Annotated in this window: 18 protein-coding genes, 1 tRNA gene and 1 pseudogene; 10 read left to right on the top strand and 10 right to left on the bottom strand. The window is 66.8% G+C overall.

All coding sequences use genetic code 11. The features are described 5' to 3' along the window. The first annotated feature begins 21 nt into the window (after positions 1–21). From modB to GVY64_RS27895, 4 genes are all read left to right on the top strand, one after another. Positions 22–780 (top strand): molybdate ABC transporter permease subunit, encoded by a 759-nt coding sequence (gene modB / locus GVY64_RS27910; protein ID WP_159847809.1) that lies wholly within the window; start codon positions 22–24, stop codon positions 778–780. Continuing rightward, on the top strand, positions 777–1,826 hold the full coding sequence (locus GVY64_RS27905; RefSeq protein WP_159847674.1) for an ABC transporter ATP-binding protein: 1,050 nt from the start codon (positions 777–779) through the stop codon (positions 1,824–1,826). The genes modB and GVY64_RS27905 overlap by 4 nt, the downstream gene beginning before the upstream one ends. Before the next feature lie 60 nt (positions 1,827–1,886). Then, complete coding sequence (locus tag GVY64_RS27900) at positions 1,887–2,705, top strand: class II glutamine amidotransferase (protein ID WP_159847671.1); 819 nt, start codon at positions 1,887–1,889, stop codon at positions 2,703–2,705. An 88-nt stretch (positions 2,706–2,793) separates the two neighbouring features. Then, positions 2,794–4,095 (top strand): glycosyltransferase 87 family protein, encoded by a 1,302-nt coding sequence (locus GVY64_RS27895; protein WP_159847668.1) that lies wholly within the window; start codon positions 2,794–2,796, stop codon positions 4,093–4,095. A gap of 106 nt (positions 4,096–4,201) precedes the next feature. Here GVY64_RS27895 and GVY64_RS27890 read toward each other — a convergent pair whose 3' ends face one another. Further along, the gene (locus GVY64_RS27890) at positions 4,202–5,308 is read right to left on the bottom strand and encodes a class II histone deacetylase (RefSeq protein WP_159847666.1); all 1,107 of its coding nucleotides are present in this window, start codon (positions 5,306–5,308) and stop codon (positions 4,202–4,204) included. 257 nt (positions 5,309–5,565) lie between these two features. Between GVY64_RS27890 and GVY64_RS27885 the strand changes: the two genes are divergently transcribed. After that, complete coding sequence (locus GVY64_RS27885; protein WP_159847806.1) at positions 5,566–6,402, top strand: glutamate ABC transporter substrate-binding protein; 837 nt, start codon at positions 5,566–5,568, stop codon at positions 6,400–6,402. An 80-nt stretch (positions 6,403–6,482) separates the two neighbouring features. On the opposite strand, the gene GVY64_RS27880 is transcribed toward GVY64_RS27885, so the two are convergent. From GVY64_RS27880 to GVY64_RS27870, 3 genes are all read right to left on the bottom strand, one after another. Then, positions 6,483–7,910, bottom strand: coding sequence for a DUF4328 domain-containing protein (locus tag GVY64_RS27880; RefSeq protein ID WP_159847663.1), 1,428 nt, complete (start codon positions 7,908–7,910; stop codon positions 6,483–6,485). A gap of 166 nt (positions 7,911–8,076) precedes the next feature. Further along, entirely contained in the window at positions 8,077–8,760 is a 684-nt protein-coding gene (locus tag GVY64_RS27875; RefSeq protein WP_159847660.1) for a hypothetical protein, read from the bottom strand. Next, positions 8,760–9,686: a hypothetical protein gene (locus tag GVY64_RS27870; RefSeq protein WP_159847657.1), complete on the bottom strand. Its 927-nt coding sequence runs from the start codon at positions 9,684–9,686 to the stop codon at positions 8,760–8,762. The genes GVY64_RS27875 and GVY64_RS27870 overlap by 1 nt, the downstream gene beginning before the upstream one ends. Before the next feature lie 51 nt (positions 9,687–9,737). On the opposite strand from GVY64_RS27870, the gene GVY64_RS27865 reads away from it, so the two are divergent. Continuing rightward, positions 9,738–10,232: an Rv0361 family membrane protein gene (locus GVY64_RS27865; RefSeq protein ID WP_159847654.1), complete on the top strand. Its 495-nt coding sequence runs from the start codon at positions 9,738–9,740 to the stop codon at positions 10,230–10,232. Positions 10,233–10,550: 318 nt separating this feature from the next. Here GVY64_RS27865 and GVY64_RS27860 read toward each other — a convergent pair whose 3' ends face one another. From GVY64_RS27860 to rox, 4 genes are all read right to left on the bottom strand, one after another. Next, positions 10,551–11,354 carry a MerR family transcriptional regulator gene (locus GVY64_RS27860; RefSeq protein ID WP_159847652.1) on the bottom strand — a complete coding sequence of 268 codons (804 nt, stop codon included), beginning with the start codon at positions 11,352–11,354 and terminating at the stop codon, positions 10,551–10,553. Further along, on the bottom strand, positions 11,347–11,883 hold the full coding sequence (locus GVY64_RS27855; protein ID WP_159847649.1) for a VOC family protein: 537 nt from the start codon (positions 11,881–11,883) through the stop codon (positions 11,347–11,349). The genes GVY64_RS27860 and GVY64_RS27855 overlap by 8 nt, the downstream gene beginning before the upstream one ends. Positions 11,884–12,089: 206 nt before the next feature. Continuing rightward, positions 12,090–12,500, bottom strand: a complete 411-nt coding sequence (locus GVY64_RS27850; RefSeq protein ID WP_159847646.1) for a nuclear transport factor 2 family protein — start codon at positions 12,498–12,500, stop codon at positions 12,090–12,092. 255 nt (positions 12,501–12,755) lie between these two features. Beyond that, complete coding sequence (rox, locus tag GVY64_RS27845; protein WP_159847643.1) at positions 12,756–14,192, bottom strand: rifampin monooxygenase; 1,437 nt, start codon at positions 14,190–14,192, stop codon at positions 12,756–12,758. Positions 14,193–14,683: 491 nt separating this feature from the next. Here rox and GVY64_RS27840 point away from each other — a divergent pair. Beyond that, positions 14,684–14,768 (top strand) — tRNA-Leu (locus GVY64_RS27840). A 6-nt stretch (positions 14,769–14,774) separates the two neighbouring features. Here the strand turns inward: GVY64_RS27840 and GVY64_RS38075 are convergent. Both GVY64_RS38075 and GVY64_RS37350 read right to left on the bottom strand, forming a co-directional pair. Further along, a complete protein-coding gene (locus GVY64_RS38075) occupies positions 14,775–15,173 on the bottom strand; it encodes a hypothetical protein (RefSeq protein ID WP_159847640.1) in 399 nt (132 codons plus the stop codon). 18 nt (positions 15,174–15,191) lie between these two features. Next, positions 15,192–16,409, bottom strand: a complete 1,218-nt coding sequence (locus GVY64_RS37350) for a recombinase family protein (RefSeq protein WP_236567267.1) — start codon at positions 16,407–16,409, stop codon at positions 15,192–15,194. An 801-nt stretch (positions 16,410–17,210) separates the two neighbouring features. On the opposite strand from GVY64_RS37350, the gene GVY64_RS27825 reads away from it, so the two are divergent. From GVY64_RS27825 to mobF, 3 genes and pseudogenes are all read left to right on the top strand, one after another. Further along, positions 17,211–17,879 carry a VanZ family protein gene (locus GVY64_RS27825; protein ID WP_236567265.1) on the top strand — a complete coding sequence of 223 codons (669 nt, stop codon included), beginning with the start codon at positions 17,211–17,213 and terminating at the stop codon, positions 17,877–17,879. Positions 17,880–18,320: 441 nt separating this feature from the next. After that, positions 18,321–18,515 (top strand): annotated as a pseudogene (locus tag GVY64_RS39225) (relaxase domain-containing protein); the annotation flags it as partial. A 290-nt stretch (positions 18,516–18,805) separates the two neighbouring features. Next, entirely contained in the window at positions 18,806–23,077 is a 4,272-nt protein-coding gene (mobF, locus tag GVY64_RS27815; protein ID WP_159847631.1) for a MobF family relaxase, read from the top strand. Positions 23,078–23,144 lie beyond the last annotated feature (67 nt).

Genomic DNA, 23,144 nt, shown 5'->3' with positions numbered 1-23,144 from the left:
GGACGGCGACCGGTCGCGCTGATGCTGCCCGCCGTCTGCGGGCTGGCGTTCCTCCTCGTGCCCCTGATCGGGCTGCTCTGGCGGACGCCGTGGGCGACCATGCCGGATCGGCTGTTCAGTGCCGAAGTCGGTCGAGCGCTGCGGCTCTCATTGGTGTGCGCCACCGCGGCCACAGCGATCTGCCTGATTCTGGGCATTCCCCTGGCCTGGGTGCTCGCGCGCGCCGCACTGCCGGGGCGCGGGCTGATCCGCGCCTTGGTCACCGTGCCGCTGGTGTTGCCGCCGGTGGTCGGCGGTGTCGCGTTGCTGCTGGTCCTCGGCCGGCGTGGGCTGATCGGGCAGTACCTCTACGAATGGACGGGTGTCTCCCTGCCGTTCACCACCGCCGGTGTGATCGTGGCCGAAGCGTTCGTGGCCATGCCCTTCCTGGTGATCTCCGTCGAAGGAGCGCTGCGGGCGGCCGATCCGCGCTTCGAGGAAGCGGCAGCCACGCTCGGCGCCACCCGGTGGTACGCGTTTCGCCGGGTGACGTTGCCTTCGGTCCTGCCCGGCGTGGTGGCGGGCGCGGTGCTGTGCTGGGCGCGTGCGCTCGGCGAGTTCGGCGCCACGATCACGTTCGCAGGCAACTTCCCCGGCCGCACGACCACCATGCCGCTGGCGGTCTATCTCGCGCTGGAGACCGACCCGGACGCCGCGATCGTGCTCAGCCTGGTGCTGCTCGCCGTCTCGGTCGCGGTGCTGGTCGCGATGCGCGAACGCTGGATACGGGGGGCGATGTGAGTTTGGCGGCCGATCTGCGCATCCAGCGTGGACGTTTCGCGCTCGAGTTGCCGCTGCACGCCGCACCGGGCGAAGTGGTCGCCTTGCTGGGACCCAACGGGGCGGGCAAGACCACGGCTTTGCGTGCCCTGGCGGGGCTGATCGCACTGACGGCCGGGCATATCCGGCTGGACGACGTCACCTGGGATGCGCCACCGTCGGCGTTCGTGCCCGCCGAACGCAGGCAGGTCGGCGTCGTGTTCCAGGACTATCTGCTGTTCGGGCACCTGACGGCGTTGGAGAACGTCGCCTTCGGCCTGCGCGCCCGCGGATATCGCCGCGCCACCGCGCGGGAGCGCGCCGCCCGATGGCTCACGCGTGTCGGACTGGCGGATTACGCACAGCACAAACCCCGGGCGCTGTCGGGCGGGCAGGCCCAGCGGGTGGCACTGGCCCGCGCGCTGGCCATCGAACCACAACTGTTGCTGCTCGACGAACCGCTCGCCGCCCTGGACGCGGGCACCAGAGTTCAAGTGCGCTCGGACCTCGCTCACCATTTGCGCGATTACCCTGGCCACACCGTCCTGGTCACCCATGACCCGCTCGACGCCATGGTCCTCGCCGACCGGCTTGTCATCCTCGAGGACGGCGCGATCGTCCAGCAGGGTCCGCCGGCGCAAGTGGCGGCGAGGCCCCGCTCGGATTACGTGGCCACCCTGATGGGCCTCAATCTCTACCGCGGCAGCGCGCGGGGTACGAGCGTCGATCTGGACGGCGGCGGCAGCATCACCCTCGCCGAACCCACGCAGGGTCGCGTCCACGTGGCATTCAGCCCCAATGCGGTGAGCCTGCACCCGCAGCAACCCGTCGGCAGCCCCCGCAACAGCTGGCCGGTCACCATCACCGGGATCGAGCAGCACGCGCACATCACGCGCATTCGTCTGGACGGGGCGCCACCTGTTCTCGCCGACATCACGCCGGCCACGGTGGCCGAATTGCACCTGCATCCGGGGCAGCGACTGTGGGCCGCGGTGAAGGCCACCGAAACCCGTTCGTATCCGGCGTGACGCCCGAGAGGTGTGGCCGAACCTCGGTCACTTTGCTTCAATCGATGTATGTGCAGGTGGATGGCTTATTCCGGGGAGCCGATCCTGGCCGAGGACCTTTTGTTCCGGCCGGTGCACTCGTTGATCGATCAGAGCTTGCACTCCCGGCTCGGGGCGACGACCACGAACGGTGACGGGTTCGGGATCGGGTGGTATGGCGAAGGTCCGCGCCCCGCGGTGTTCAAGGACATCGAACCGGCGTGGAACGACCGCAACCTGCGGGAGGTCGCGGCGCAGGTGCGCACGCGGCTGTTCTTCGCGCACGTGCGCGCGTCGACCGGAACGGCGGTGCAACGCAGCAACTGTCACCCGTTCCGGCACGGGCATTGGTTGTGGATGCACAACGGATCGGTGCTGGGTTTCCACCAGTTCAAGCGCGATCTGGTGACGGCGGTCGAGCCTGCCTTGTTCGCCGACATCGAAGGTTCGACGGATTCCGAAGTGCTCTTCTTCCTGGCGCTGACCTTCGGGCTCGTCGAGGACCCGTTCACCGCGGTCGCCCGCGCGGTCGGCTTCGTCGAAGAAGTCGCCCGCGCCCACCAGGTCGACGCCCCGGTGCAGATGACGGTCGCGACCACCGACGGCGACTCGATGTGGTTCTTCCGATATTCCACCGAACGGCGGTCGCGGTCGCTGTACTACTCCAACGACGTCGCGAAGGTGCGCGCGCTGCATCCGGAGGTGCAAGCGTTGCGCGAGCTGGGCGAGGACGCCCGCTTCGTGGTCTCCGAGCCGCTGCGCGACCTGCCCGGGGCGTGGAACGAGGTCGAGGAATCCTCGGCCGGCGTCGTCCGCCTCGGCCACGACGAAACGCGTCCGTTCCAGCCGATCGCCCCCTGACCTCCCGGCCGTGCACTTCCCACGGGAAGACGGCGAATCCGATTCCGACGCTACATGTTTGGTCCGGGCCGGGCCGCAGGACGGACAGATGTCGCGACGGTTAGGCTGCCTTGTGCGCGGACTGTCGTCGGTATCGAAATTGTGGTCGGTGTGGGCGGTCACCCGCATACTGATGGTGGTGTTCACGGGAGCGACCGCACTGCCGCACAGCATTTGGGACGCTTCGGCCGCGGACTTGACGCTCTACCGCGAATGGGCCCAGCTCATCGTGGAACACAACGTCTTTCCCCTGGACGACGAGCGGTGGCAGTACCCGCCCGGAGCGGGCGCGTTGCTGGCGGTGCCCTGGCTGCTCGGTGGCGGGTTCGGATACAACTGGTTGTTCTTCGCGCTGGTCGCCGCGGCGGACGCGAGCGTGCTCGGCTTGCTGCTCCGGGCCGCGCGGGGTGAGCACTCGGCCACGGCGCAGGCCGGGCCCTGGCTATGGACCATCGGTGTGGCGTTGCTGGGGCGGGTCTGTTACGGACGATTCGACCTGATAGTGGCCGCGGCCGCGGTGGCGGCACTGCTGTGGTCGACGCGCCGCCCCGCCGCGGCAGGCGCGGCCGCTGCCGCGGGTGTGCTGCTGAAAATGTGGCCGGTGGTGGTCGTGCTGGGTTTGCGGCGGCGGGCGCTCGGGCGCGTGAGTGCGGCGACGATCGGTGTCGGTGCGGTGGCGGCCGTAGTACTGACAGCATGGGCTCCCGGTGCGTGGTCATTTCTGGAGTTCCAGTCGAAGCGCGGCCTGCAGATCGAATCTGTCGCCGTCACACCACTTTTGATTGCCCGGTTGTTGCACAGCGGTTGGACCATCGTGCATCGATACGGGGCAGAAGAGTTGGTCGGGCCCGCGGTGTCGGTCGTGGCTCGCGGCTGCGTGGGCGCCACGATCCTCGGCGGCGCGGTGTTGCTGGTCATCTGGTGGCGCATGCGGCCTCCGGCAGCGGATCTGGCATTGGCCGCGGTGTTGATCGCCTTGGTGACCAGCCGGGTACTCAGCCCGCAATACCTGGTCTGGGCCGTGGCGGTGGCCGCGGTCTGCGCGCTCGACCCGCGCACCACGCAACGGCCTGTGCTGTTGATGGTGCTGGCGACGGCGCTGCTGAGCCAGGTGGAATTTCCGTTCGTCTACGACCGGGTGGCCACCGGAAGCTGGCCGGGAGTACTGGTTCTGACAGTGCGCAACGGCCTGCTGCTGTATACGACCGTGTGGTCCGTGGCACGCCTGTGCCACAACACGTCTGGGCAATCCGGCGAAAACGGGGACCGGCGAGCCACTTCCGCGCTGGCGGCCGCCGCTTCCCACGGCGAGAGCGTTCGCGAGAGCAGTGCAGTTCCGGCCGGCGGCTGACGACGTGAACGACTGACCGCAGTCGATCCGACCGGCACAGCCGCCGACCTACCGCAGATTGCTGCCTTCCGGCGTGGCACAGTCGCGGCGGGGGCGGGCTTTCGGATCAGAGCTCGGAGACCAGGCTCGCCGCGGCGTCGATCGCGGCGGCCTCGTGATCGAGTAGGACGTCGCCACCCTGTGTCGAGACGATCGGCGTGTACGGGTCGTCCACGAATTCTTCGCCGAGCAGTTCACGCAGCACCGCGAGCCCGCAGAACGGAACGTAGTGCGGGCTGTAGCCACCTTCTTGCACGAAGGCGATACGGCCGGAGCTTGTTCCGTCCGCGATCTCCAGCATCCGCCGGGTCAGGTGCCGGAAGCCGCCGCTGGTGACCATCTGCCGAGCCAGCGGATCGAGAATGCTCGCGTCGAAGCCCGAAGCGACGAGGATCAATTCGGGCGCGAAGGTGCGCAACGCCGGCTCGACCACTCGGTCGATCGCATGGAGATACGCGGCGTCACCGCTGCCAGGGGGAAGCGGCACATTGATCGCGTAGCCGTATCCGTCACCCGAACCACGCTCCTCCCGGTAACCGGATTCGGGCGGGAAACAGAGATGCTGGTGGATGGAGATGGTCAGCACCGAGGGATCCTCGTACCAGATGTCCTGAGTGCCGTTGCCGTGGTGGACATCCCAGTCGACCACGGCGATCCGCCGCACGCCGAGGACTTCTTTCGCGTAGGCGGCGGCGATGGAGACGTTGTTGAAGATGCAGAAGCCCATGCCGGTAGCACGGGTCGCGTGGTGCCCCGGCGGATTCACCAGCGCGTAACCATTGTCGACCGTACCGTCGAGCACCCGCTCGACGAGCGCGATCGCCCCGCCCGCCGAAAGCGCGGCGATCTCGTAGCCGCCCCTGCCGAAGGACGAGACGCCGTCGCCCGCGTCCCCTCCTTTCGGCTGCATGCTCTCGGCCTTGATCCGCTCCAGATGTTGCGCGGTGTGCACCCGCAGTATGTCCGCCTCGGTGGCGGGTGCCGCATCGATCGAATGCAGCTTTTCGAGCAGGCCGGATACCGCCACCAATTCGTGGAACCGCCGTTTGGTGTCCGGATGCGCGAGGTGATGGCCGATCGGCTGAAGACCGACCGTGACGTCGGACGGGAACAAGCTTCCGCTACCCGTGTCGGCCCACCCGTAGAGGGTGTTCCACACGTAACCAGTTGCCATGGAGATCTCCTGCAGTTGGCGGACCACCACCGTCCGCCTGGTCCGATCTTGGTCTCGGGGGCGACCGCGCCCATTACAAGCACAGCAGCGACCACACCGCAACTGGGAAGCTTGTCACCTGCGGCGGCGCGGGCAAGCTTTCCACCGGCGGGGAGGCTTCCGGTCGGGCGCAGGCGGGTTCCGGGAAAGATGATGTGTCGTCAGCACCCGGCAGCCGGCCCGGCCTGGCAGCTCAGCTCGAGAGGGAATCGAATTCGATGAGGATGAACCGAACACTTCGCCTTGCCATCGGGGCGATCGCCGTCGCCCTCGTCGCGACCGCCTGCGGTGGCGGCGGCGACGCCGCGACCACCGAAGATCACGTGCGCGAGGGCAAGTTGACCATCGGCATCAAGTTCGACCAGCCCGGTCTGGGCTTCCGCGAGGCGGACGGCTCGTTCCAAGGCTACGACGTGGAGATCGCCAAGTACGTGGCAGGCAAGCTCGGCGTCCCGCCCGAGGGGATCACCTTCAAAGAAACGCCCACGGCGCAACGCGAGACGATGATCATGAACCGCGAGGTGGACTTCATCGTGGCCACCTACTCGATCACCGACGAGCGCAAGAAGAAGGTCGATTTCGCCGGACCGTACTTCATATCCGGGCAGGCCCTGCTGGTGAAGAACGAGACCACCGATATCACCGGTGTCGAGTCGCTGACCGGCAACAAGAAGCTCTGCTCGGTCAAAGGCTCTACTCCCGCGCAATACGTCAAGGACCACTACGCCAAAGATGTTCAGCTGGTCGAACTGGACAACTACTCGCAGTGCATCCAAGCTTTGCGCAGCGGAGCGGTCGACGTCGTGACCACCGACGACATCATCCTTGCCGGCTTTGCGGGCCAGGTGTCGGGCGAACTGAAGCTGGTCGGCGATACGTTCACCACCGAGAAATACGGCATCGGCTTGAAAAAGGGCGATCAACAGACCCGCGCCAAGATCAATGACGCGATCGAGCAGATGATCGCCGACGGTTCGTGGCAGAAGGCGTTCGAGAACACTATCGGCCCGCTGCGCGGCTCGACTCTGACGCCACCCTCGGTCGATCGATACTGATGCGCCTGCACGTGCGGGTGGCTCGGTGCGAAGAGTGGGTCCCGGCGCGATGCAATGCCGTAGGACCCAGCTGAAAGGGTTCAGGAAGTCGGCTGCTGCCAGGCGGCGGCGTATCGGGGCTCCGCCGCCGCCTGTTGCCCACCGTCGATCTGCCGGATCACCGGCACGAGCAGAGCCGCGGTGAGCGCGAAGAACCCGGTCGTCGCCCACCACAGGATCGGCTGCTGCAGCAGCAGCGCGAGCCAGGTCCATATCCAGGTCGTCAGCCAGCTCAGCCACCAGAACGCCACCAGCGGGCTGTAACCCGCGCCGGCGGCCCCGCCCGGACGGCCGGCTCGGTGCACGTCGCCGACGACAAGAGCGGGAAGGACGAGATTTCCCAGGGGGAGAAACCAGCTGCCGATCGTCCAGCCACGCCCGAGCGTGTGCACGTTCGGATCCAAGTACTCGGCGTTGATCCTGGCCCGCCACAACCAGCACAGGAACAGCACCCCGGCGAGCATGAGCGTGACGCCCCAAACGAAGATCCCCAGGAGGGTGAGCGGTGCCCACGCGTCCATCGCGGCCTCGTATTCCGCCGTGCCGGTGGGGGTATCACGCACCGTCTGATAGTTGGGCGACGCGACGGCGATCAGCGCCGGGCCGACGACCACGGTACAGCTCAGCGCGGCCGCGACGATTCCAAGGCCACCCGGCGCGAGCTGCGGCACAGGGCCTACGCCCGGAACCGATGGTGCCGCGGCCGGTGCCACGACGGCCGCTTCCGGCTCCGGGTCGGCGCCGATGTACTCCGCCCGCTCGGCTTGCCAACGTCCGATCCGGGTCAGCAGCACGGTGAGCAGGCCGGCCGCGATGGCGAGCAGGATCAAGCCCGTGACGTGGACCAGCAACCCGGCACCTGCGGAAACCGCCGAATCCTCGAGTCCGCGCCTGACGCCGATCGAGAGAAGGTAGGCCAGGAAATACAAGGTAGCCGCGAGGACGAAGGAGAACCACCAGACGACGACGTACCTCGTCGTCGAGGAGGGGACCAGGCGCACGGCGTTCCGTGGGGTGGCCGGGTCGCTGGCCCGCTGGATATCGTCGACCAGAATGGGCGGAACGATCCAGTTCACCACCGGGAGAAAACCTACGATGGCCCACACGCCGGGGAGCCGATGCTGTGCCGAGCACAGCAATTCGGCATTGCGCCGAGCACGGTAGACCCAGGTGATGAACAGCAGGCCCGTGACCATCTGCAGGCCCATGGCGATCCACGTGACGGAGCCGACGGCCGCCACCCACCGATTCAGCGAGTCCTCGGCGGCGCCGAATCCGTCCGCTTCCCATTCCTGAAGGCGCGCACTCAGCTGCCAGGTCAGCACCAGCTCGACCGCGCGCAGACCCGTCACCGCTGTGGCCCCGGCAACGATGACGAGCCCGAGCCCGCGCACCGAGCGGAACGACGCTGGAATGCCCGAAGAGGAAAAGCCCGCTGTGCGTCCGTGTTCGGTGCGGCCCGTGACCATGATTCCCCCGTAACGTCAGCGAAAATAACCTGCCAGTATGGCATGGTCTCCGACGCTCGGGCTATGACGCGAAGCCAGCCGAGAGGTTACCGCTGCGGAAGGATCGCCCGAAAAGTTGCGCATACTCTTTGCGACTCACGGCCGTGCCGCACGGCTGGACCGGCGGTCACGCGATGCGGTAGGAGAAGAGTTTGTCCAACTCAGGGCCCAGATCTTCGATGTCGAAGTCCCGCTCGTAGGTGACGACGATCTTGTCGGACGGCAGGTCGGGGGAGACCCAGTATTCCATCCCGCTGTAGGTCTTGCCGATGCGAAGCAGCCGGGTCGCGTCGATCTCCCGATCCCATCCGGGAATTCCGTCGGGAAAGCCGGCCACGGCGGCGTAGGTACGCATGGTGCGCGGGGACAGGATCCCGTAGGACTCCCAGTCCTCGGCGGTGTAACCGGCATGCACTTCGCGCAGGAAGACGCGTATCGGGGTGGGAATGCCCGCCCACAGCGGTGGCGTGGAATCGCGTGCGGAACTGGGGTCCCAACCGATCCACACCACCCACGGTTCATCGACGCCCGCGGCGGTGTAGACGAGCACACACTCGCCGCGCAGCAGACAGACGCGCACGTCTGCGAGCTGTTCATCGAGCGCCGCGGTGAATCTCGGAAGCAGTCCCACCAGATCGCTGTTCCACAGAGAACGCGCGAGCCGCCCGCGCTCGGCCGGTTCACCGGACTCCGCGATCGGGCGCCACTGCGCCGGGACCGGAGCGCCGTCCATCGTCGTGGCGTCGACGAAGACGACCGGGCTGTCCTCCTCGAGGGCGGTGACGATGTCCTCGGGGTCGATCCGGGGCACTATCTGCCTCCCTGAAATTCGAGGAGATCCTGAATCAAGCGCGTCAGTTCCGCTCTGATCCGGTTCTCCAGGGCCACCTGCGCGGCCTGCCAGTTCGGGTCGACCCCGAGTATGTCACCCACGCTGCGTGATCCCTTGGCCCGGTTCGCGGCAAAGGACAGCCATTGCAGATCCAGCGCGGCATTGGCGACCATGATCATGTATTCAGGTGTCAAAGCGAGGAATCCTGGCATGTGGAACAGTTCGGCCAGCGGCACGACGTGGTCCAGCGATACCGCGGAGCCTCCTTTGGCGTCCTTGCCTATCCGTCCGCCCGGGTAGGCCGGGTCGCGATCGCCGACCGCGGGCCGGGACTGCCCCTGGAGTGGACCGGTGACCTTGCTCTTGCTGGGCGGACTGATCTCGCGCATGACCTCGTACAGTTCGCGAGCAGGTGATTGTTTCGGCACGGAGTATCCCTGCTTGCCGCCGATGGGGTAGGGGAGTGCGTATCCGGGCGGAACCTTGTTCTTGGCCGCGGCGGCTTTGTCGATCTGGCGCGGGGATGCCTGGGCCGGTAGGCCGGCATCCACCAGTCGCTGCACCGTGCCGACACATCTGCGTAGATTGTCCTTGGCGCTGCCGTATTCCTGATTCAGCCTGCGCGCCTCGGCGTTGTACGCTTCGTACGCCGCTTGCTGGCGCGGATCGAACACATTAGGGCGCGCATTGTGTTGCGCGATGGCCTGTTCGACACGTGCTACAGCCACTTCTTGCGCTTCGCACAAACGTTTCGGTGGCGCGGGAGCAGGCTGGGCAGACGTCGGCAGCGGCGGAGGAGGCGGTTGAGCGCTCCCTGCCGGAGCGCCGACCAACGCGGCGCACACCAGGAGCGCCGCCATCATCAATATGCCGAGGCGGCTGGATTCAGCAGGCCGATGCGCCATGGTCCCCTCCGTAATCTCAACGGTAGCACCGGTTTCCGACGGTGGGCTACCGTGGATGCCATCGCCATCGACCCGGGGGAGCAGGCAGTTGTGACCGATTCACCACCACCTCGATTTCAGTTCTCCCGCTCCGGATTGCTCGTGTTCATCACGGTTTTCGCGCTGGCTGGTATCGGTGGCGCGGTCGCCCTCGTTATCCAGCAGGTGGGAGCGAAGGGCACCGACGATGCCGAAATAAGCTCGGTGCTCCTGGATTTCGCGAACGTCGTCGAGTCGGGCAGCACGCAGCAGGTGGTCGAACTGCTGTGCGCCGAGGAGGCCGCGACCTTCGCCGATCGCGTCTCCGGCGGCGAAGAGGCCGAGCAAGGCGGTGCGACCGAGGACGGCCGGCGGCAGCGTCCGGTCGACATCTCCGACATCGTCATCCGGGGCGACATCGCCTCAGTTCGAGTCGCGCGTCCACCGAGCGAGCCTCGGCCACTGTATCTGCGCAGGGAAGACGGCCGCTGGAAAGTATGCGCACCTGTAGCGGAACAGTTCGGATAGACACACCGCCGTGACGAGGCGACTGATCCAGATCGGCCGTGCCGCCGTCAGCGCCGCAGTTCGATACGACGGCAGCTGCTCTCCCGCGAGCGGATACTTCGGCACAAGGGCAGCGCGGCCGCGTTGGCCGGGCGCCGATGCACACGCGGTGAGCGCCGCGCCGGGCCAGCGGACTGCGCGGCGCCTACCAGCCCTGCGCGAGGCGCACTACCGCTGCGGCGGACAACGGGACTGCTCGGTGTATCTGCGGCTTCCGCACGAGGGCAGGCGGGCGGTAGGCGTCGGCGTCGTACGGGTGCGGGTTTCCGAACCCGCGCTCTACTCCCAGGCCGCCGTGTCGGGGTCGATGCCGTGGGCACGCGCGCCGGCGTCGATGATTCGACGGAACCACGTGGCAAGGCCGGCGCGGATGCCGTCGTAGTGGGCGGCGAATGCCGGATCGGACTCGAATCTGCGGCCGAGACAGACCTGCATCTGCCGGGTCAGTGGAAAGTACGACGCGAAAACTTCGCGGTGCCGCTCGACGAGTCGATTCGCTTCCGGGCTCCCGGGTGTGACGCCCGCATCCATCGCCTCCCCGAGGGCGCGGTCGAGGCAGGCGATGTCGTCGGCGATGGCCTGCCATTCCTCCGGCCCGCGAGAGGCTGACCGTTCGGCGTACTGCAACCATTGCGTCGTGTCTCCATAGCGCTCACGAGCTTGGGCGGGCCAGTCCGGGTTCCATCGGGGGCCGAAGATCGCGGCCTGCTGCTGAACGCTCAGCAGCAGGCCGCGTTCGTGGGCGTCGATCATCCGATCCACTCCCGCCCCGAGCTGCTGGAGGCGGTCGATCCGTTCGTCGATCAGGGTGCGCTGCGCGCGCAGCGCGCCGGGCACGTCTGCGGTCGGATCGCCCAAGATGGCCCGGATATCTTCCAAGCCGAGGCCGATCTCACGGTAGACGACGATGCGCTGCAGGCGTTCCAGATCGTCAGCGGTGTAGAGCCGGTATCCGGCGGCCGTGCGCAGCGACGGTCGCGCCAGACCGATCTCATCCCAGTGGTGCAGCGCGCGGACTGTCACGCCCAGACGCGCCGAGACCTGACCGACGGTCACACCATCGGCGTCGGTGGCATCAGGCATGCTCATCATTGTCGCCGCGACCGACGCCCGGCGCGGTGATCCCGATGGCCGCGAGGTTCCGCGCTTCCTCACTTGCCGGGTCGAAGGGTTTCGCCGCAGTGAAAACGATCCGCGCGTTCTCGGGGGTGATCACCACGACATCGCGGGTGTTCCAAGGAGTATCCCGCGGGCCGTCGACCGAGTTCGGGCGCAACGCACGACAGGCCTCGATGAGGGGATCGACCTGGTTGAGCACGCACGCGAAGCTGAAGCTGATCGCCGGCGCCTGGTCCGGAACGCTCTCCGCCGCGACGAGAAGTACGTCCTGGAAAGCCCATCGACGCAGATGCACAAGCCTGCCGGGGATGGCGAACAGCTCGAAGAACCCGAGCCCACGAATCCAGAACTCCACCGACGCCGCCAAATCGCTCGTGGGGATCGTCACGAAGGCGGGCATCCCATAGATACCCCGAAACGGCTGCGGTGCGACCGCATCCGGGCCGGGAGCAGGCACGGGACTCATCTCGAATGCGTTGTAGAAGTTACTCATACACCCCACCCTCCAGCCTCACGCAACGTGAGGGTCAAGCGGAATTCCTGAGTTCGTTCGCGGCTCGGGCAGTCCGTCCGGCCGTCGGACCCGGACAACGCGCCGGGTGCGGCTCCGCCTCGTAATCCCCAGTTCTGCGATGTCGTTGCCGCGGAACGATTCCGAGAGCTTGTGGCTCCAGGCATGTCAAGCTCTCGGGGGAGCGGTCAATCCATGCGAATCCAGGCCGGCATGATCCGTGTCGCGCTGATTCGCCAGCCCGCCGGCGTCCGCACCGCAGTGCATGCCTGCCGGAGACCTCCTGTCTGGTGGGGTGGCTGACCGTCGCGGTAGTAGTACACGATCGAATTCGACGAGACATCGGCCTGGTCGCCGTCGACGTTCACCAGCAGGTCGGTGGTCGTGTGCTGAGTATGTTGCCCTTCGACCTCGGCTTGGCGCATGTAGTCGACGACCTTCTCGATGCCGCGGACTCGGATGCGCGGCGAATCGACCTCCACATCGTCGGTGAAGACAGTGGGGGCATCCTCCCACCGCTGCTCATCGAGCAGACGGGCGAAGCGGCTGAACAGATCGGCGATTTCGATGCGGTCGGCGATCACGGTATTCGTGGACATGACACCCCTTTTATTGGAGACTCCAACATTGGCATGGCCAACTATACCGCCACTAGTTGGCCTTGCCAACGATCTTGGCTTCGCCCTGGAAACCCCTATGACCGCGAATGCGTCGGCTGCCGGACCGATACCCGCAAGTCGTAGCCGGGTGCGGCGCCGGAATGCCGATACCGGATCGGTGGGCGGTTGAGCGAGCAGACGGGCTCCCTGATCCGGCTCGCGCCTCCGTCGTGGCGTTCAGGCCGCCTGTCGGGCTCATGACGATGCGGCGGCCCCGAACCACTTCGGCAGATGGTTCCGCAGATCCTGCTGATCGTCGCCGACCCACGCCACGTGGCCGTCCGGTCGCAGCAGCACCGCCTGCACGTCCAATTCCTCGCTGACGTCGACCACGTGGTCCACCCGATCCGCCCAACCCGCCACCGACAACAAGCCGATCTGGTCGAGCAGCAGCCCGCGGCCGCTGTGCATCAGCTCGTAGAGGCGCCCCCGCTTCAGGGTCACGTCCCGCATCCGCCGCCCGAGCAGGTCATGTCCCTCGCCGAAGTCGTAACGGACCCCGATGGCGGTGATGATCCCGGTGACGTACCGGTTCACCTCTTCGAAGTCCATCAGCGTCGAGAACAGTTCGCGCAGCGCGGTCGCGCCCGGATCGGCCCCCATCAGCGTCATCTGCGCGCGGGTGTTCTCCAGCACGCGGGCGCCCACCGGGTGCCGTTCCGCGTGATAGCTGTCCAGCAGTCCCTCCGGCGCCCAGCCGTCGACCTCGGCGGCCAGTTTCCAGCCGAGATTGAACGCATCCTGGACGCCGATGTTGAGTCCCTGGCCGCCGGTCGGTGGGTGGATATGGGCGGCGTCACCGGCCAGCAGCACCCGGCCGACGCGGTAACGCTCGGCCTGCCGGGTGGCGTCGCCGAAGCGGGTCAGCCAGCGCGGTGAGTGCACCCCGAAATCGGTGCCCGCCGTCGCCCGCAGCTGGCGCTTGAACTCCTCGAGGGTCGGAGCGCTCGCACGGTCCTCCGCGACTCCGGCGGCGGGCACGATGACGCGATACAACCCCTCACCGTCGCCGACGCGCACGGCGCCGAACCGCTTCTGCGTCTTGTTGATCTCCGCGACGACGGCGGCGACGACGGCCGGGTCCTCGGTCAACTCCATGACGCCCAGCAGCGTCTCGACCTTGGAGGGCTCGCCGGGAAAACCGACGCCGAGCAGCCTGCGCACCGTGCTGCGGCCACCGTCGCAGCCGACGAGGTAGCGCGAGCGCAGACGCGCGCCGTCGGCCAGTTCGACGGTCACCCCGTCCTCGTCCTGACGCAGCCCGACCACTTCGCAGCCGCGCCGGATCTCGGCACCGAGTTCACGGGCGCGCTCGTCGAGCAGCCGCTCGGTGACCGGCTGCGGAGTGGCGAGCCCGTACGCGTGAGCCGTGTCCAACCGCTCCGGCCACGGCTTGATGATGCCGCCGAAGAGACCACCGACCTGGAACTTCTCGCTCACCGCGAGGAACCGGTCCAGCAGGCCGCGCTGGTCCATGATCTCGACACTGCGAGCGTGCAGGCCCTGGCCGCGGGACTGCCCGCTCGGTTCGGTATCCTTCTCCAGCACAAGCGTGTGCACATCGTGCAGCCGCAATTCACCGGCCAGCATCAAGCCGGTCGGCCCGCCGCCGGCAACGATCACGTCGACCACTGAAACTCCTCTGTCTCTTCACCGGCAGTTTTGCGCGGTTCGGCGGCGCGTACCCGAACTCGCTTGCCGAGTCCCTGTCCCACGGGCGGTCCGACATCCCGCAAGACGCCTCCGTCGCCGAAGCACCCCTACGTTCCGGGAGCCCGATTTCCGCAGGTTCTGGCTTCGGCTGGAGATTCTGCAGCACCCCCGGGGCCTTGCCGCAAGGCCCCGGGTGCGTTATATGTTGAGAGTGGGAGGGAGCGACTTCCTTAGCCCGCCTCAGGTAGTCCACTTCGGACGCATCTCCGCGAAAGCGCATTCCCCCCCGCACGCCTCCGATCGCCGGGTGTCGCCGGTCGCGACCCGCACTCCACCCGTTGATGCGTCATCTATCTACCGCCGTCACGGCGAACCTCTATCACCGCCCATCCCGACCGGCTCGAGAATCCGCAGGTCCAGCCGCGATTTGGTCCACACGGAGTGATCCGATAATCTTGCTGAGCACACCGGTCCGGGTGGCGGAATGGCAGACGCGCTAGCTTGAGGTGCTAGTGCCCTTTATCGGGCGTGGGGGTTCAAGTCCCCCTCCGGACACAGACACTACGCACACGGGTGGTTGTGGAGCAGTTTCTGCCACGCCACCCGTTTTTCATGGTCATAGGTGAGCTTCAGGCCGAGTTGCCGGTAGACCTCGAGTTTGTCGGTGGGGTCAGCTGCCTTCAGTATGTGAACCAGCCCGCCCAGCGAGGTCACAAGCTGGTGGATCTCCTCCTTGTTCAAGTGGTGATCCGCGCGTTGCTCGGCTTCCAGCGCGGTGAGCTGTGCCGCGGTGGCCTGGCGTTCGCGCTGAACTTGTTGTGTCCAGCTCGCCACAAGAGCCGGGTCGGTGCCCGCTTCCAGTGCTGCTCGGTACCGGGACAGCTTGCGGTCGTGTTCGGCAAGCGATCGTCGTGCACTCTCGATGGCGGGTGTGTTGTCGGTCTGGGCGTCTTCGAGCATGGTCAGCGAATGCTCGATTCAGTCGGGGTGGAAGATGTCGGCCAACCATGCATAGATGGGGCCGCTGAGCTGGTCTTCGCGCAGGTAGACGGTCGTCGGGTGGTCGAGCTTGTTGGCGAGGGCGTACTCGGAGGGATACCGGCAGCGGTAGTGCGGCAGCCCGTGGTTCCAGTTGCCTTGCATCCGCCGACCGCAGGCGTCATGGAACAACAGCCCCTTGAAGGCGTACGGGTGCTGACGACGGGTCGTGGTCCTGCCCGTCGACTGCGGGCCTTGAGCGGCAAGCCGAAGTTGCGTCTGCTCGAAGACGTCCTTACTGATGAGCGCGCCATGGGCAGGTTGGTCGGAGTAGACCCACTCCGTCTTCGCGTTCCACGCCATTCGGGTGTGATGGCCCAAGGCGACGTCATCGACGTCGATGAGGGACTCCTGCTTGCGTTGTTTGTTCCATACCTCGTAGCCGGTGTAGCGCGGATTGCCCAGGATGGCGCGCACCGCGCTCTTGGACCACGCGGCGCCGGAGCGATGGCTGTTGCGCCTGCGGTCGTAGGCCGACGGGCACAAGATGTTGTCGGCGGTGAGGCGTTGCGCGATAGCGAAAATCCCTATGCCGGACAAGTATTCGCTGAAGATCCGTTGCACCACCGGCGCGGTGACAGGGTCGGGTTCAAGGGTATGCAGCCGTTTACCGTCGGCGGCTTTGCCCGGATTCGGATGAGGCCCGGCGTCTGCGAGACGGTACCCGTAGGGTGGCCGGCCGCCGAGGTAGCGGCCCTCGACTTGCGCTTGCGCGGCCATGGCGGCGCGGACGCGGATCTTGATGCGGTTGCGTTCGCCCTTGGACATGCCCCCAAACACCGACATGATCAGATCGTGTGCTTCGGAGTCCGGGTCGATCGGACCACCGACCTCCGGCACCCACAGTTGCACGCCGTAGTGGACGAAGACCGGAAACGTCAGCCCGAACTGGTTGCCATAGAACGCGCGCTGCGGTTCGCCGATCACGACCGCGTCGAACCCTCGCTCGGGTTCTTTCAGCAGCTCGAGCAGCCGCCCGGCCGCAGGGCGCCGCTTCCACGGAATCGACCGCGACTGCCCGATGTCGAAGAACTCCGCGACGATCTGCCCGTGCTGACCGACCAGGGCGTTCGCTCGTCCGAGCTGCCAGTTGCGAGATGCTTCCGGATCTTGCTGGTCTTCGGTGGAGACCCGCCCGGCGAAAGCGAACCTGATCATTGCTGCGATTCCTCCTGCTGGATGAGAAAGACATCGGCGTTCGGTGGTGACCTGGCCGAACTGCCTCCTTATCGGAAGTTGCGATGGAGGGAGTCGGCCGTGGTGTTGATGCTGGACTCGGTCGGGGACTATCGACGGTCTCGCCACGAATCTCGCGGACGTGTCGGAGAATGATCTCCAGCAACACTTTAGCGGCTATGGCGTTGAGCTGAGGCGGGTCCTCTGGAACGACGACAGCGACATCGTTCGTGCGGCTTCGGGCAGCCTGATCATGCGCGTTGCTGCCATCAGGGCGCACGGCGCACGTCCTCGGCTACGCTGGCCGACTGGTAGCTGACCGATGACGACCGGCACCTCGTTCTGTACCAATCACGAGCCGCGCGCGTTCGGTCGTGGCTATCCCTCCGCCAAGAACGGCAGACCGGTGTGCTGGTGCGAGTAGAGGTGAACGATGAGCGCGCCGCCGCGGGAGACAAAGGCCCAGGACGGGCTCTGGCGCCGAGATGGCCAGTAGAGGGCTCACCGTGGAGATCGAAAGGCATGGCTCCTCCAGGCCTGCCGATTCTCCCGCCTTCCATGAAAGCCGAAACACGGCGATTTCGCCACCACCTGTAGCCGAGGGTCCGTCACAGCGCCGACAGATGCGCACTCGAGCTCCATGAGCTGTTAGCTCTCAATGGATGCGCGTGGGCGGCGATAAGTGCAGTCTGTGGGTGGGATTTTGGCCAGGTCTGTGGCGCTGGTCATTTGGGTGATACTGGCGGTGTGAACGGGACGTGGGAGGCGTGGGGTCGGGTCGTGGTGGCCGCGATCGCCGCGATACCGGTAGCCGGTCTCGTGGCCTGGTGGCTGGCTGGTCAGCGCGGGTGGCGGGCGGCGCTGTGCGATGTAGGGATGGTGACGGGTACCGCGCCGTGGTTGTGGATGATTCTCACGCCGACCGGAAGAGGTCGTTCGGTGAATCTCGTGCCGCTTCGTGATCTGGCCGAGCAACTGGCCGACGACCGGGTAATCGAGCAGTTCGGCGGGAATCTGTTGGTCTTCGCCGCACTCGGCTTCCTGTTGCCGGTGCGTCGACCCTGGTTCGCTCGCTCGTACCGCATCCTGTTGGCGGGAGCAGCAGCTTCGATCGCGGTGGAGACTGCACAGTTCGCCCTCGCTATCGGCCGTCACTCATCGGTCGACGACGTACTGTTGAACGCGGCCGGTGCATGCCTGGCGGGCCAGCTCTCACGACATCTGTGGGCGTCGCGCGCAATCACCGACCGCTCCGAACCGGCATTGCCCGAAGAGCCGACACAGCGCATCGTCTCCGAGGGAGACGGCGTCGGCCAGTCGACTTCCCCGAGTAGGGAGATCATCGAGAAGTGCGTGGCCGCTGGGGCGATGCCAGCCATCCGCGACGAACTGCTCCGATCGACAGATCCACGCTCAAGACCGATCCCGCTGGATACACGGAAATCGGCATGAACGGAGATACTGCGCCGCAGTCGATCTCGTGACGCCCACCGCCCGCCCATCGGCACTACCGTGGGTCTCGGCACGTGATAGCTGCTGGGGCCGAGTCCTTGACCTGCTCTCTGCCGTCGGCATTCATGAACATTCCCGAAAAGGTATAGGTCGCGACACGCCGCCAGGATTGGCGAACAACTGACGTCACAGTTCGCGAACAGAGCCAGCCAGGCCCATGCAACCCTCAATTCATTCGATCTCACAGAATATTCGAATGCTCAACTCGCAACTAGCATGTGCTCCCACCGCTATCCAACCAACCTCTCGCCAGCCCTTCCGCTGAACTCAAAACTGGCCACCACCAGCACATAGAAACAAGGATCTGCCACACCTCATGCTCCCTGGTCGCGGAAACATCACGGTCACTTCGCAGTAAGAGCGCGTACGGTGGATTGTGTGATGTCACTAGCAAAGCTCGGCAGTGGCGACGGCTACACCTATTATCTCCGCTCGATCGCCACGCAGGACGTGAACGATCGCGGTCCGCAGGACCTTTCGACCTACTACAGCGAGCGCGGCGAATCCCTCGGTCGCTGGCTGGGTTCCGGCCTGCCGAACGTCGGTATCGAGGCCGGTGAGGTGGTGACCGAAGCGCAGATGCGGGCGTTGTTCGGTCACGGTCTGCATCCGAACGCCGAGGCGATGATCGCCGCCGAAGTAGAGGCACTCGCCGCGGATGGCATCTCGCGCCGTACCGCGCGGGCGCACGCGGTGCGGCTGGTCCGGCTGGGTGCCCCGTTCACGAAACACGCGGTGGCGGAGTACTCATACCGCTACGAGCGGGCTCGCGCCTACGCCGCCTACAACGCCGAGCACGGCCGCGTCGACTACGCCCGATCCCGGCGGAGCAGCGCAGCCGCATCGCCTCCGAAGTCTCCCAACGCATGTTCGCCGAGGAATATGGCCGCCCACCCCGCGACGACAGGGAGCTGTCGGGCTGGGTGGCTCGCGCCAGCCGGGCGCCGTCGAAGCGGGTCGCTGGTTTCGACCTCACTTTCTCGCCGGTCAAGTCGGTGTCGACGTTGTGGGCGCTGGCCCCACGTGAGATGTCGGAGAAGATCGAGGCCGCCGTGGATGCCGCCCTGCGCGATGCGCTGGCCTATCTGGAGCAGCACGCGGTGTTCACCCGGGTCGGGCGGCACAGCCGCCGCCAGGTCGACGTCGTCGGCGGACTGATCGCCACCGCATTCCAGCACCGCGACTCCCGTGCCGGTGACCCGAATCTGCACGTCCACGTGGTTATCTCGAACGCGGTCAAACGCCACGACGGACAGTGGGGTGCACTCGACGCCAGGATGATCTACCAGCACAACGTCGCCGCCTCCGAGCTGTTCAATACCCGGCTGGAGCACTACCTCGAGCAGTCGGTCGGTGTGCAGTTCGCCGAACGCCACAGCAGCAGCCGACGCCGGCGCGGGAAGCGGCCGGTACGGGAGATCGTCGGCGTCCAGGAGCGCCTGGCCGAGGAATGGTCGAAGCGGTCAGCCGCCGTGGACGCCGAGCTGACCACCCGCACCACGCGGTTTCAAGCCGAGCGTGGCCGCGAACCAACACCGGCTGAACTGCACGACCTCGCCCAAGAAGCCACCTTGAAAACCCGCGGCCAAAAGGTGGCGGCCCGCTCGCGTGCTGAGCAACGCGCCGACTGGCGCCGCGACGCCGTGCAGTTGCTCGGCGGTGAGAGCGCAGTCGATGCGATGGTCGCGACCTCACTGGGACAGCCGATCCCGCAGCGGGAGGTCACCGACGCCGCGTGGGTCGCCGCGACCGCCGCGAGAGTGGTGGAGGTCGTGTCCGATTCCCGGGCGACCTGGCAGTTCCGCCACATTCGCGCGGAAGCCACCCGCCAGCTGCGCGGCAGCATCAACCCGGACAACTGGCACATCCTCATCACCCAGGTCACCGACACCGCCTTGAGCGAGCCGCGGTCGATCCCGCGCGGCACACCAGAGGCCGAAGACATCGCACCCACCGTCGAGGCATTGACCCGCCGCGACGGAACCAGCGTGTTCACCACCTCCGGCTCCCAGCTCTACACCAGCCCACAGATCCTCGCTGCCGAGGAACGCCTGATAGCGGCGAGCCTGCTCGAAGGCGGGCGCACTATCCCGGCGGCTGCGGTGGATGCCGCGATCATCGAGCACGCCGCCAACAACAACGGCCAGATGCTCAACAACGGCCAAGTCCAGTTGCTGCGCGAGTTCGCCACCTCCGGACGCCGATTCCATGTCGCGATCGCCCCGGCCGGGACCGGGAAGACCACCGCCATGGCCGCGCTGGTGCGCGCCTGGACCACCGAAGGCGGCACCGTGCTCGGGCTGGCACCGGAAGGACCAGCCGCCGGTGTCCTCGGCAGCGAGATCGGCGCGGACTCCAAGACCGTGGACATGCTCGTCACCGTGATCGACGACATCCGGTCGGGCGAGCGGGCCCTCGATGACGCACCGGACTGGGTGCGGGCGATCGGACCCCGCACCCTCGTCGTGCTCGATGAGGCGGCGAAGACCCCCACTCTGAAACTGGATTCGGTCGTGTCCTGGCTGATCGAACGCGGGGCCAGCGTGCGGGCGGTCGGTGATGACCGGCAACTGTCCTCCGTGCAGGCCGGAGGCGTGATCCGCGACATCGTCCACCACGCCGGCGCCGCCACCCTCACCAACGTCGTCCGCTTCGACAACCCGAGCGAGCGCGCCGCCAGCCTCGCCCTACGCCACGGCGATACGGCCGCGATCGCCTTCTACACTGACCACGGCCGCGTCCACGTCGGCACCCTCGGCACCGCCGTCCACGCCGCGTACCGGGCCTGGCGGGCCGACTACGCCCACGGCCGCGACGTCGCCCTCCTGGCGCCGACCAACGAACTGGTGCGCCAGCTCAACACCCTCGCCCGCGACGAACGCCTCCGCCGCGAAGGCCTGCACGGACCGGAAACACTGCTCTCGGACGGGCTTTCGGCATCTGTCGGAGACATCATCACGACCAGGGAGAACAACTATCGACTGCGGATCTCCCAAACCGATCACGTCCGCAACGGCTACCGCTGGAAAGTCCGTGCCGTCCACCCGGACGGGCGGATCACCGCTACCCACATCGGATCCGGCCGCAAAGTCACCCTGCCCACCGCTTACGTGCGTGAATGCGTCGAGCTCGGCTACGCCCGCACGATCAACTCCGCCCAAGGGCTGACTACCGACACCTGCCACGGCGTGCTGACCGGCAGCGAGGACTGCTTCCAGCTATATGTGCTGGCCACCCGCGCCCGCGTTGGCGGACACCTCTACCTCGCCACCGCAGGCGACGGCCAGGACGCTCCCGCCCAGACGTGGAGCGCGCTGCACCCACCGACTGCGATCGACATGCTCACCCAGATTCTCGGCCGCGACGGAAGCCAAGTCTCCGCGACCACCCAGGCTCGCCAGGCCGCCGACCCCCAACGCCAACTCGCCGGAGCCATCGACGCCTACCTCGACGCGCTTGCCACGGCCGCCGACGCACACCTCGGCAGCGAGCACCACACCGCCGTCACCGCAGCCGCCGAACGACTCATGCCCGGCCTTACCGACGAGGCGGCGTGGCCAGTGCTGCGTCAGCACCTGGCCATGATCGCCCTGACCGGGCGCGACCCGATCACCGCGCTCACCGACGCCGTCACCGCCCGGGAGCTCGACACCGCCGACGACAAAGCCGCCGTACTCGTGTGGCGCATCGGCAATCGAACCATCGACGGCGGCCCGCTGGGATGGATCCCGGTGATCCCGCCGGTGCTGCGCGACAACTCCGACTTCGGCGAACACCTGCGGGTACGCGCGGCCCAGATCAAGGACCTCGCCGCCCGAATCGGCGCTACAACCCACACCTGGACACCCGAAACTGCACCAGTGTGGGCGCGGCAGCTCGTCGAGCGCGACCTGAACCTCACCGCCTCACTCGCCATCTGGCGGGCAGCACACGCGGTCCCCGACCACGACCGCCGCCTGACCGGACCGGTGCAATACCCAGTCGACGAACGCCGCACCCAGCTCCAGCTCGATGCCGCAGTGCGGTCGCGTCTGAGAGATGTCGACACCAAAACCCGCTGCTGGGCAACGCTCGCCCAAGAAGTCGACCGACGGATAACGACCGACCCGTACTGGCCACAACTGGCCGAGGAGTTGTCCCACGCCGCCGCCACCGGCCTGGACGTACCGACTGCCGTCCGCACCGCCGCCACGCAGCGCCCGTTACCGGATGAACAGCCCGCCGCAGCACTGCGCTGGCGACTGGTCGAAACGCTCGACGAAGCGCAGCGCCGCCACGCCGACCAACTCGCCCGCGCGGTCTCTGAACTCCGGGTCGACCAGTGGCGCCGCATGAGCGATCGGGATCTGGAAGACGAGATCCAGTCTGCTCGACGCGATTTCGATCTCGACCCGATCCTGGACATGGGTCTCATCATCGAACGTAGCCAGCGATATGACCGCGGCAGCGACGCCGACGCTGTACGCCGCGCTCACGCCGAACTCGATCAACACGCGGCAGCGATCTACACCGCCCGCAACGCACAGGCCGCAGTCGTGACCGCCGAACACGCCCTCACCCTCGCTCACCGGCAACAGGCAACCGCGCAGAACAACCCACCAAAGATCCCCTGGTGGCGAACCAACACCGCCTCCGCACGCGCCGCACGCGCGGAGCACGCATCCCGCCTCGAGCACCTGCGCCAAGCCCTCAACGACGCCGAACAAGACCTGCTTGCTGCCCGCGAGACTGCCAGCCGCGCTCAAGCCGCAGTGCGCATCGCGCAGGACAACTGGGACTCCATCCTTCACCGTGCCGACAACCACGCTGCGCGAGCCGCCGAGCTGGCGACCGCAGACCAGAGCGACAGTGCCTTCGCACGCAAACTGGCGCAGGCAGAACAGCGCTGGCTACGCGAGGAGCGCCAACTCGATGACGCGTTCACCGAACAGCAACGCCGCGCACAGCTGACATCTGAGCAGCGCGACCTCGAAGACCGGGCTCGCCGCCATCTCTACCTCAATACGCACCACGGGCCGGCATTTGCAGAGACAACAGCCCGGACCGTGACCGGGGCGAGCCGCGAAGAGCCATTCGACACTCCGGAAATAGGCACTGACTACGAATACAGCCACGACGACTACGACTACGGACCGTAGTGATGCTGCTTCTGCGCCGAGCACACCAGCTGGTAGTCGCTCGGCCCGACCACCGCGATGGTCGGGC

Source organism: Nocardia sp. CY41, from assembly GCF_009829325.1.
Taxonomy (GTDB): domain Bacteria; phylum Actinomycetota; class Actinomycetes; order Mycobacteriales; family Mycobacteriaceae; genus Nocardia.
Note: the sequence above shows the minus strand (reverse complement) of the source record. Positions and strands in the feature narration are given on the sequence as shown.

Excerpts from the sequence above, each read along its gene's own strand:
- modB (WP_159847809.1), top strand. The coding sequence starts at position 22 with ATGCTGCCCGCCGTCTGCGGGCTGGCGTTCCTCCTCGTGCCCCTGATC.
- GVY64_RS27900 (WP_159847671.1), top strand. The coding sequence starts at position 1,887 with ATGGCTTATTCCGGGGAGCCGATCCTGGCCGAGGACCTTTTGTTCCGG.
- GVY64_RS27895 (WP_159847668.1), top strand. The coding sequence starts at position 2,794 with ATGTCGCGACGGTTAGGCTGCCTTGTGCGCGGACTGTCGTCGGTATCG.
- GVY64_RS27890 (WP_159847666.1), bottom strand. The coding sequence starts at position 5,308 with ATGGCAACTGGTTACGTGTGGAACACCCTCTACGGGTGGGCCGACACG.
- GVY64_RS27885 (WP_159847806.1), top strand. The coding sequence starts at position 5,566 with ATGAGGATGAACCGAACACTTCGCCTTGCCATCGGGGCGATCGCCGTC.
- GVY64_RS27880 (WP_159847663.1), bottom strand. The coding sequence starts at position 7,910 with ATGGTCACGGGCCGCACCGAACACGGACGCACAGCGGGCTTTTCCTCT.
- GVY64_RS27870 (WP_159847657.1), bottom strand. The coding sequence starts at position 9,686 with ATGGCGCATCGGCCTGCTGAATCCAGCCGCCTCGGCATATTGATGATG.
- GVY64_RS27860 (WP_159847652.1), bottom strand. The coding sequence starts at position 11,354 with ATGCCTGATGCCACCGACGCCGATGGTGTGACCGTCGGTCAGGTCTCG.
- GVY64_RS27855 (WP_159847649.1), bottom strand. The coding sequence starts at position 11,883 with ATGAGTAACTTCTACAACGCATTCGAGATGAGTCCCGTGCCTGCTCCC.
- GVY64_RS27850 (WP_159847646.1), bottom strand. The coding sequence starts at position 12,500 with ATGTCCACGAATACCGTGATCGCCGACCGCATCGAAATCGCCGATCTG.
- GVY64_RS38075 (WP_159847640.1), bottom strand. The coding sequence starts at position 15,173 with ATGCTCGAAGACGCCCAGACCGACAACACACCCGCCATCGAGAGTGCA.
- GVY64_RS37350 (WP_236567267.1), bottom strand. The coding sequence starts at position 16,409 with ATGATCAGGTTCGCTTTCGCCGGGCGGGTCTCCACCGAAGACCAGCAA.
- mobF (WP_159847631.1), top strand. The coding sequence starts at position 18,806 with ATGTTCGCCGAGGAATATGGCCGCCCACCCCGCGACGACAGGGAGCTG.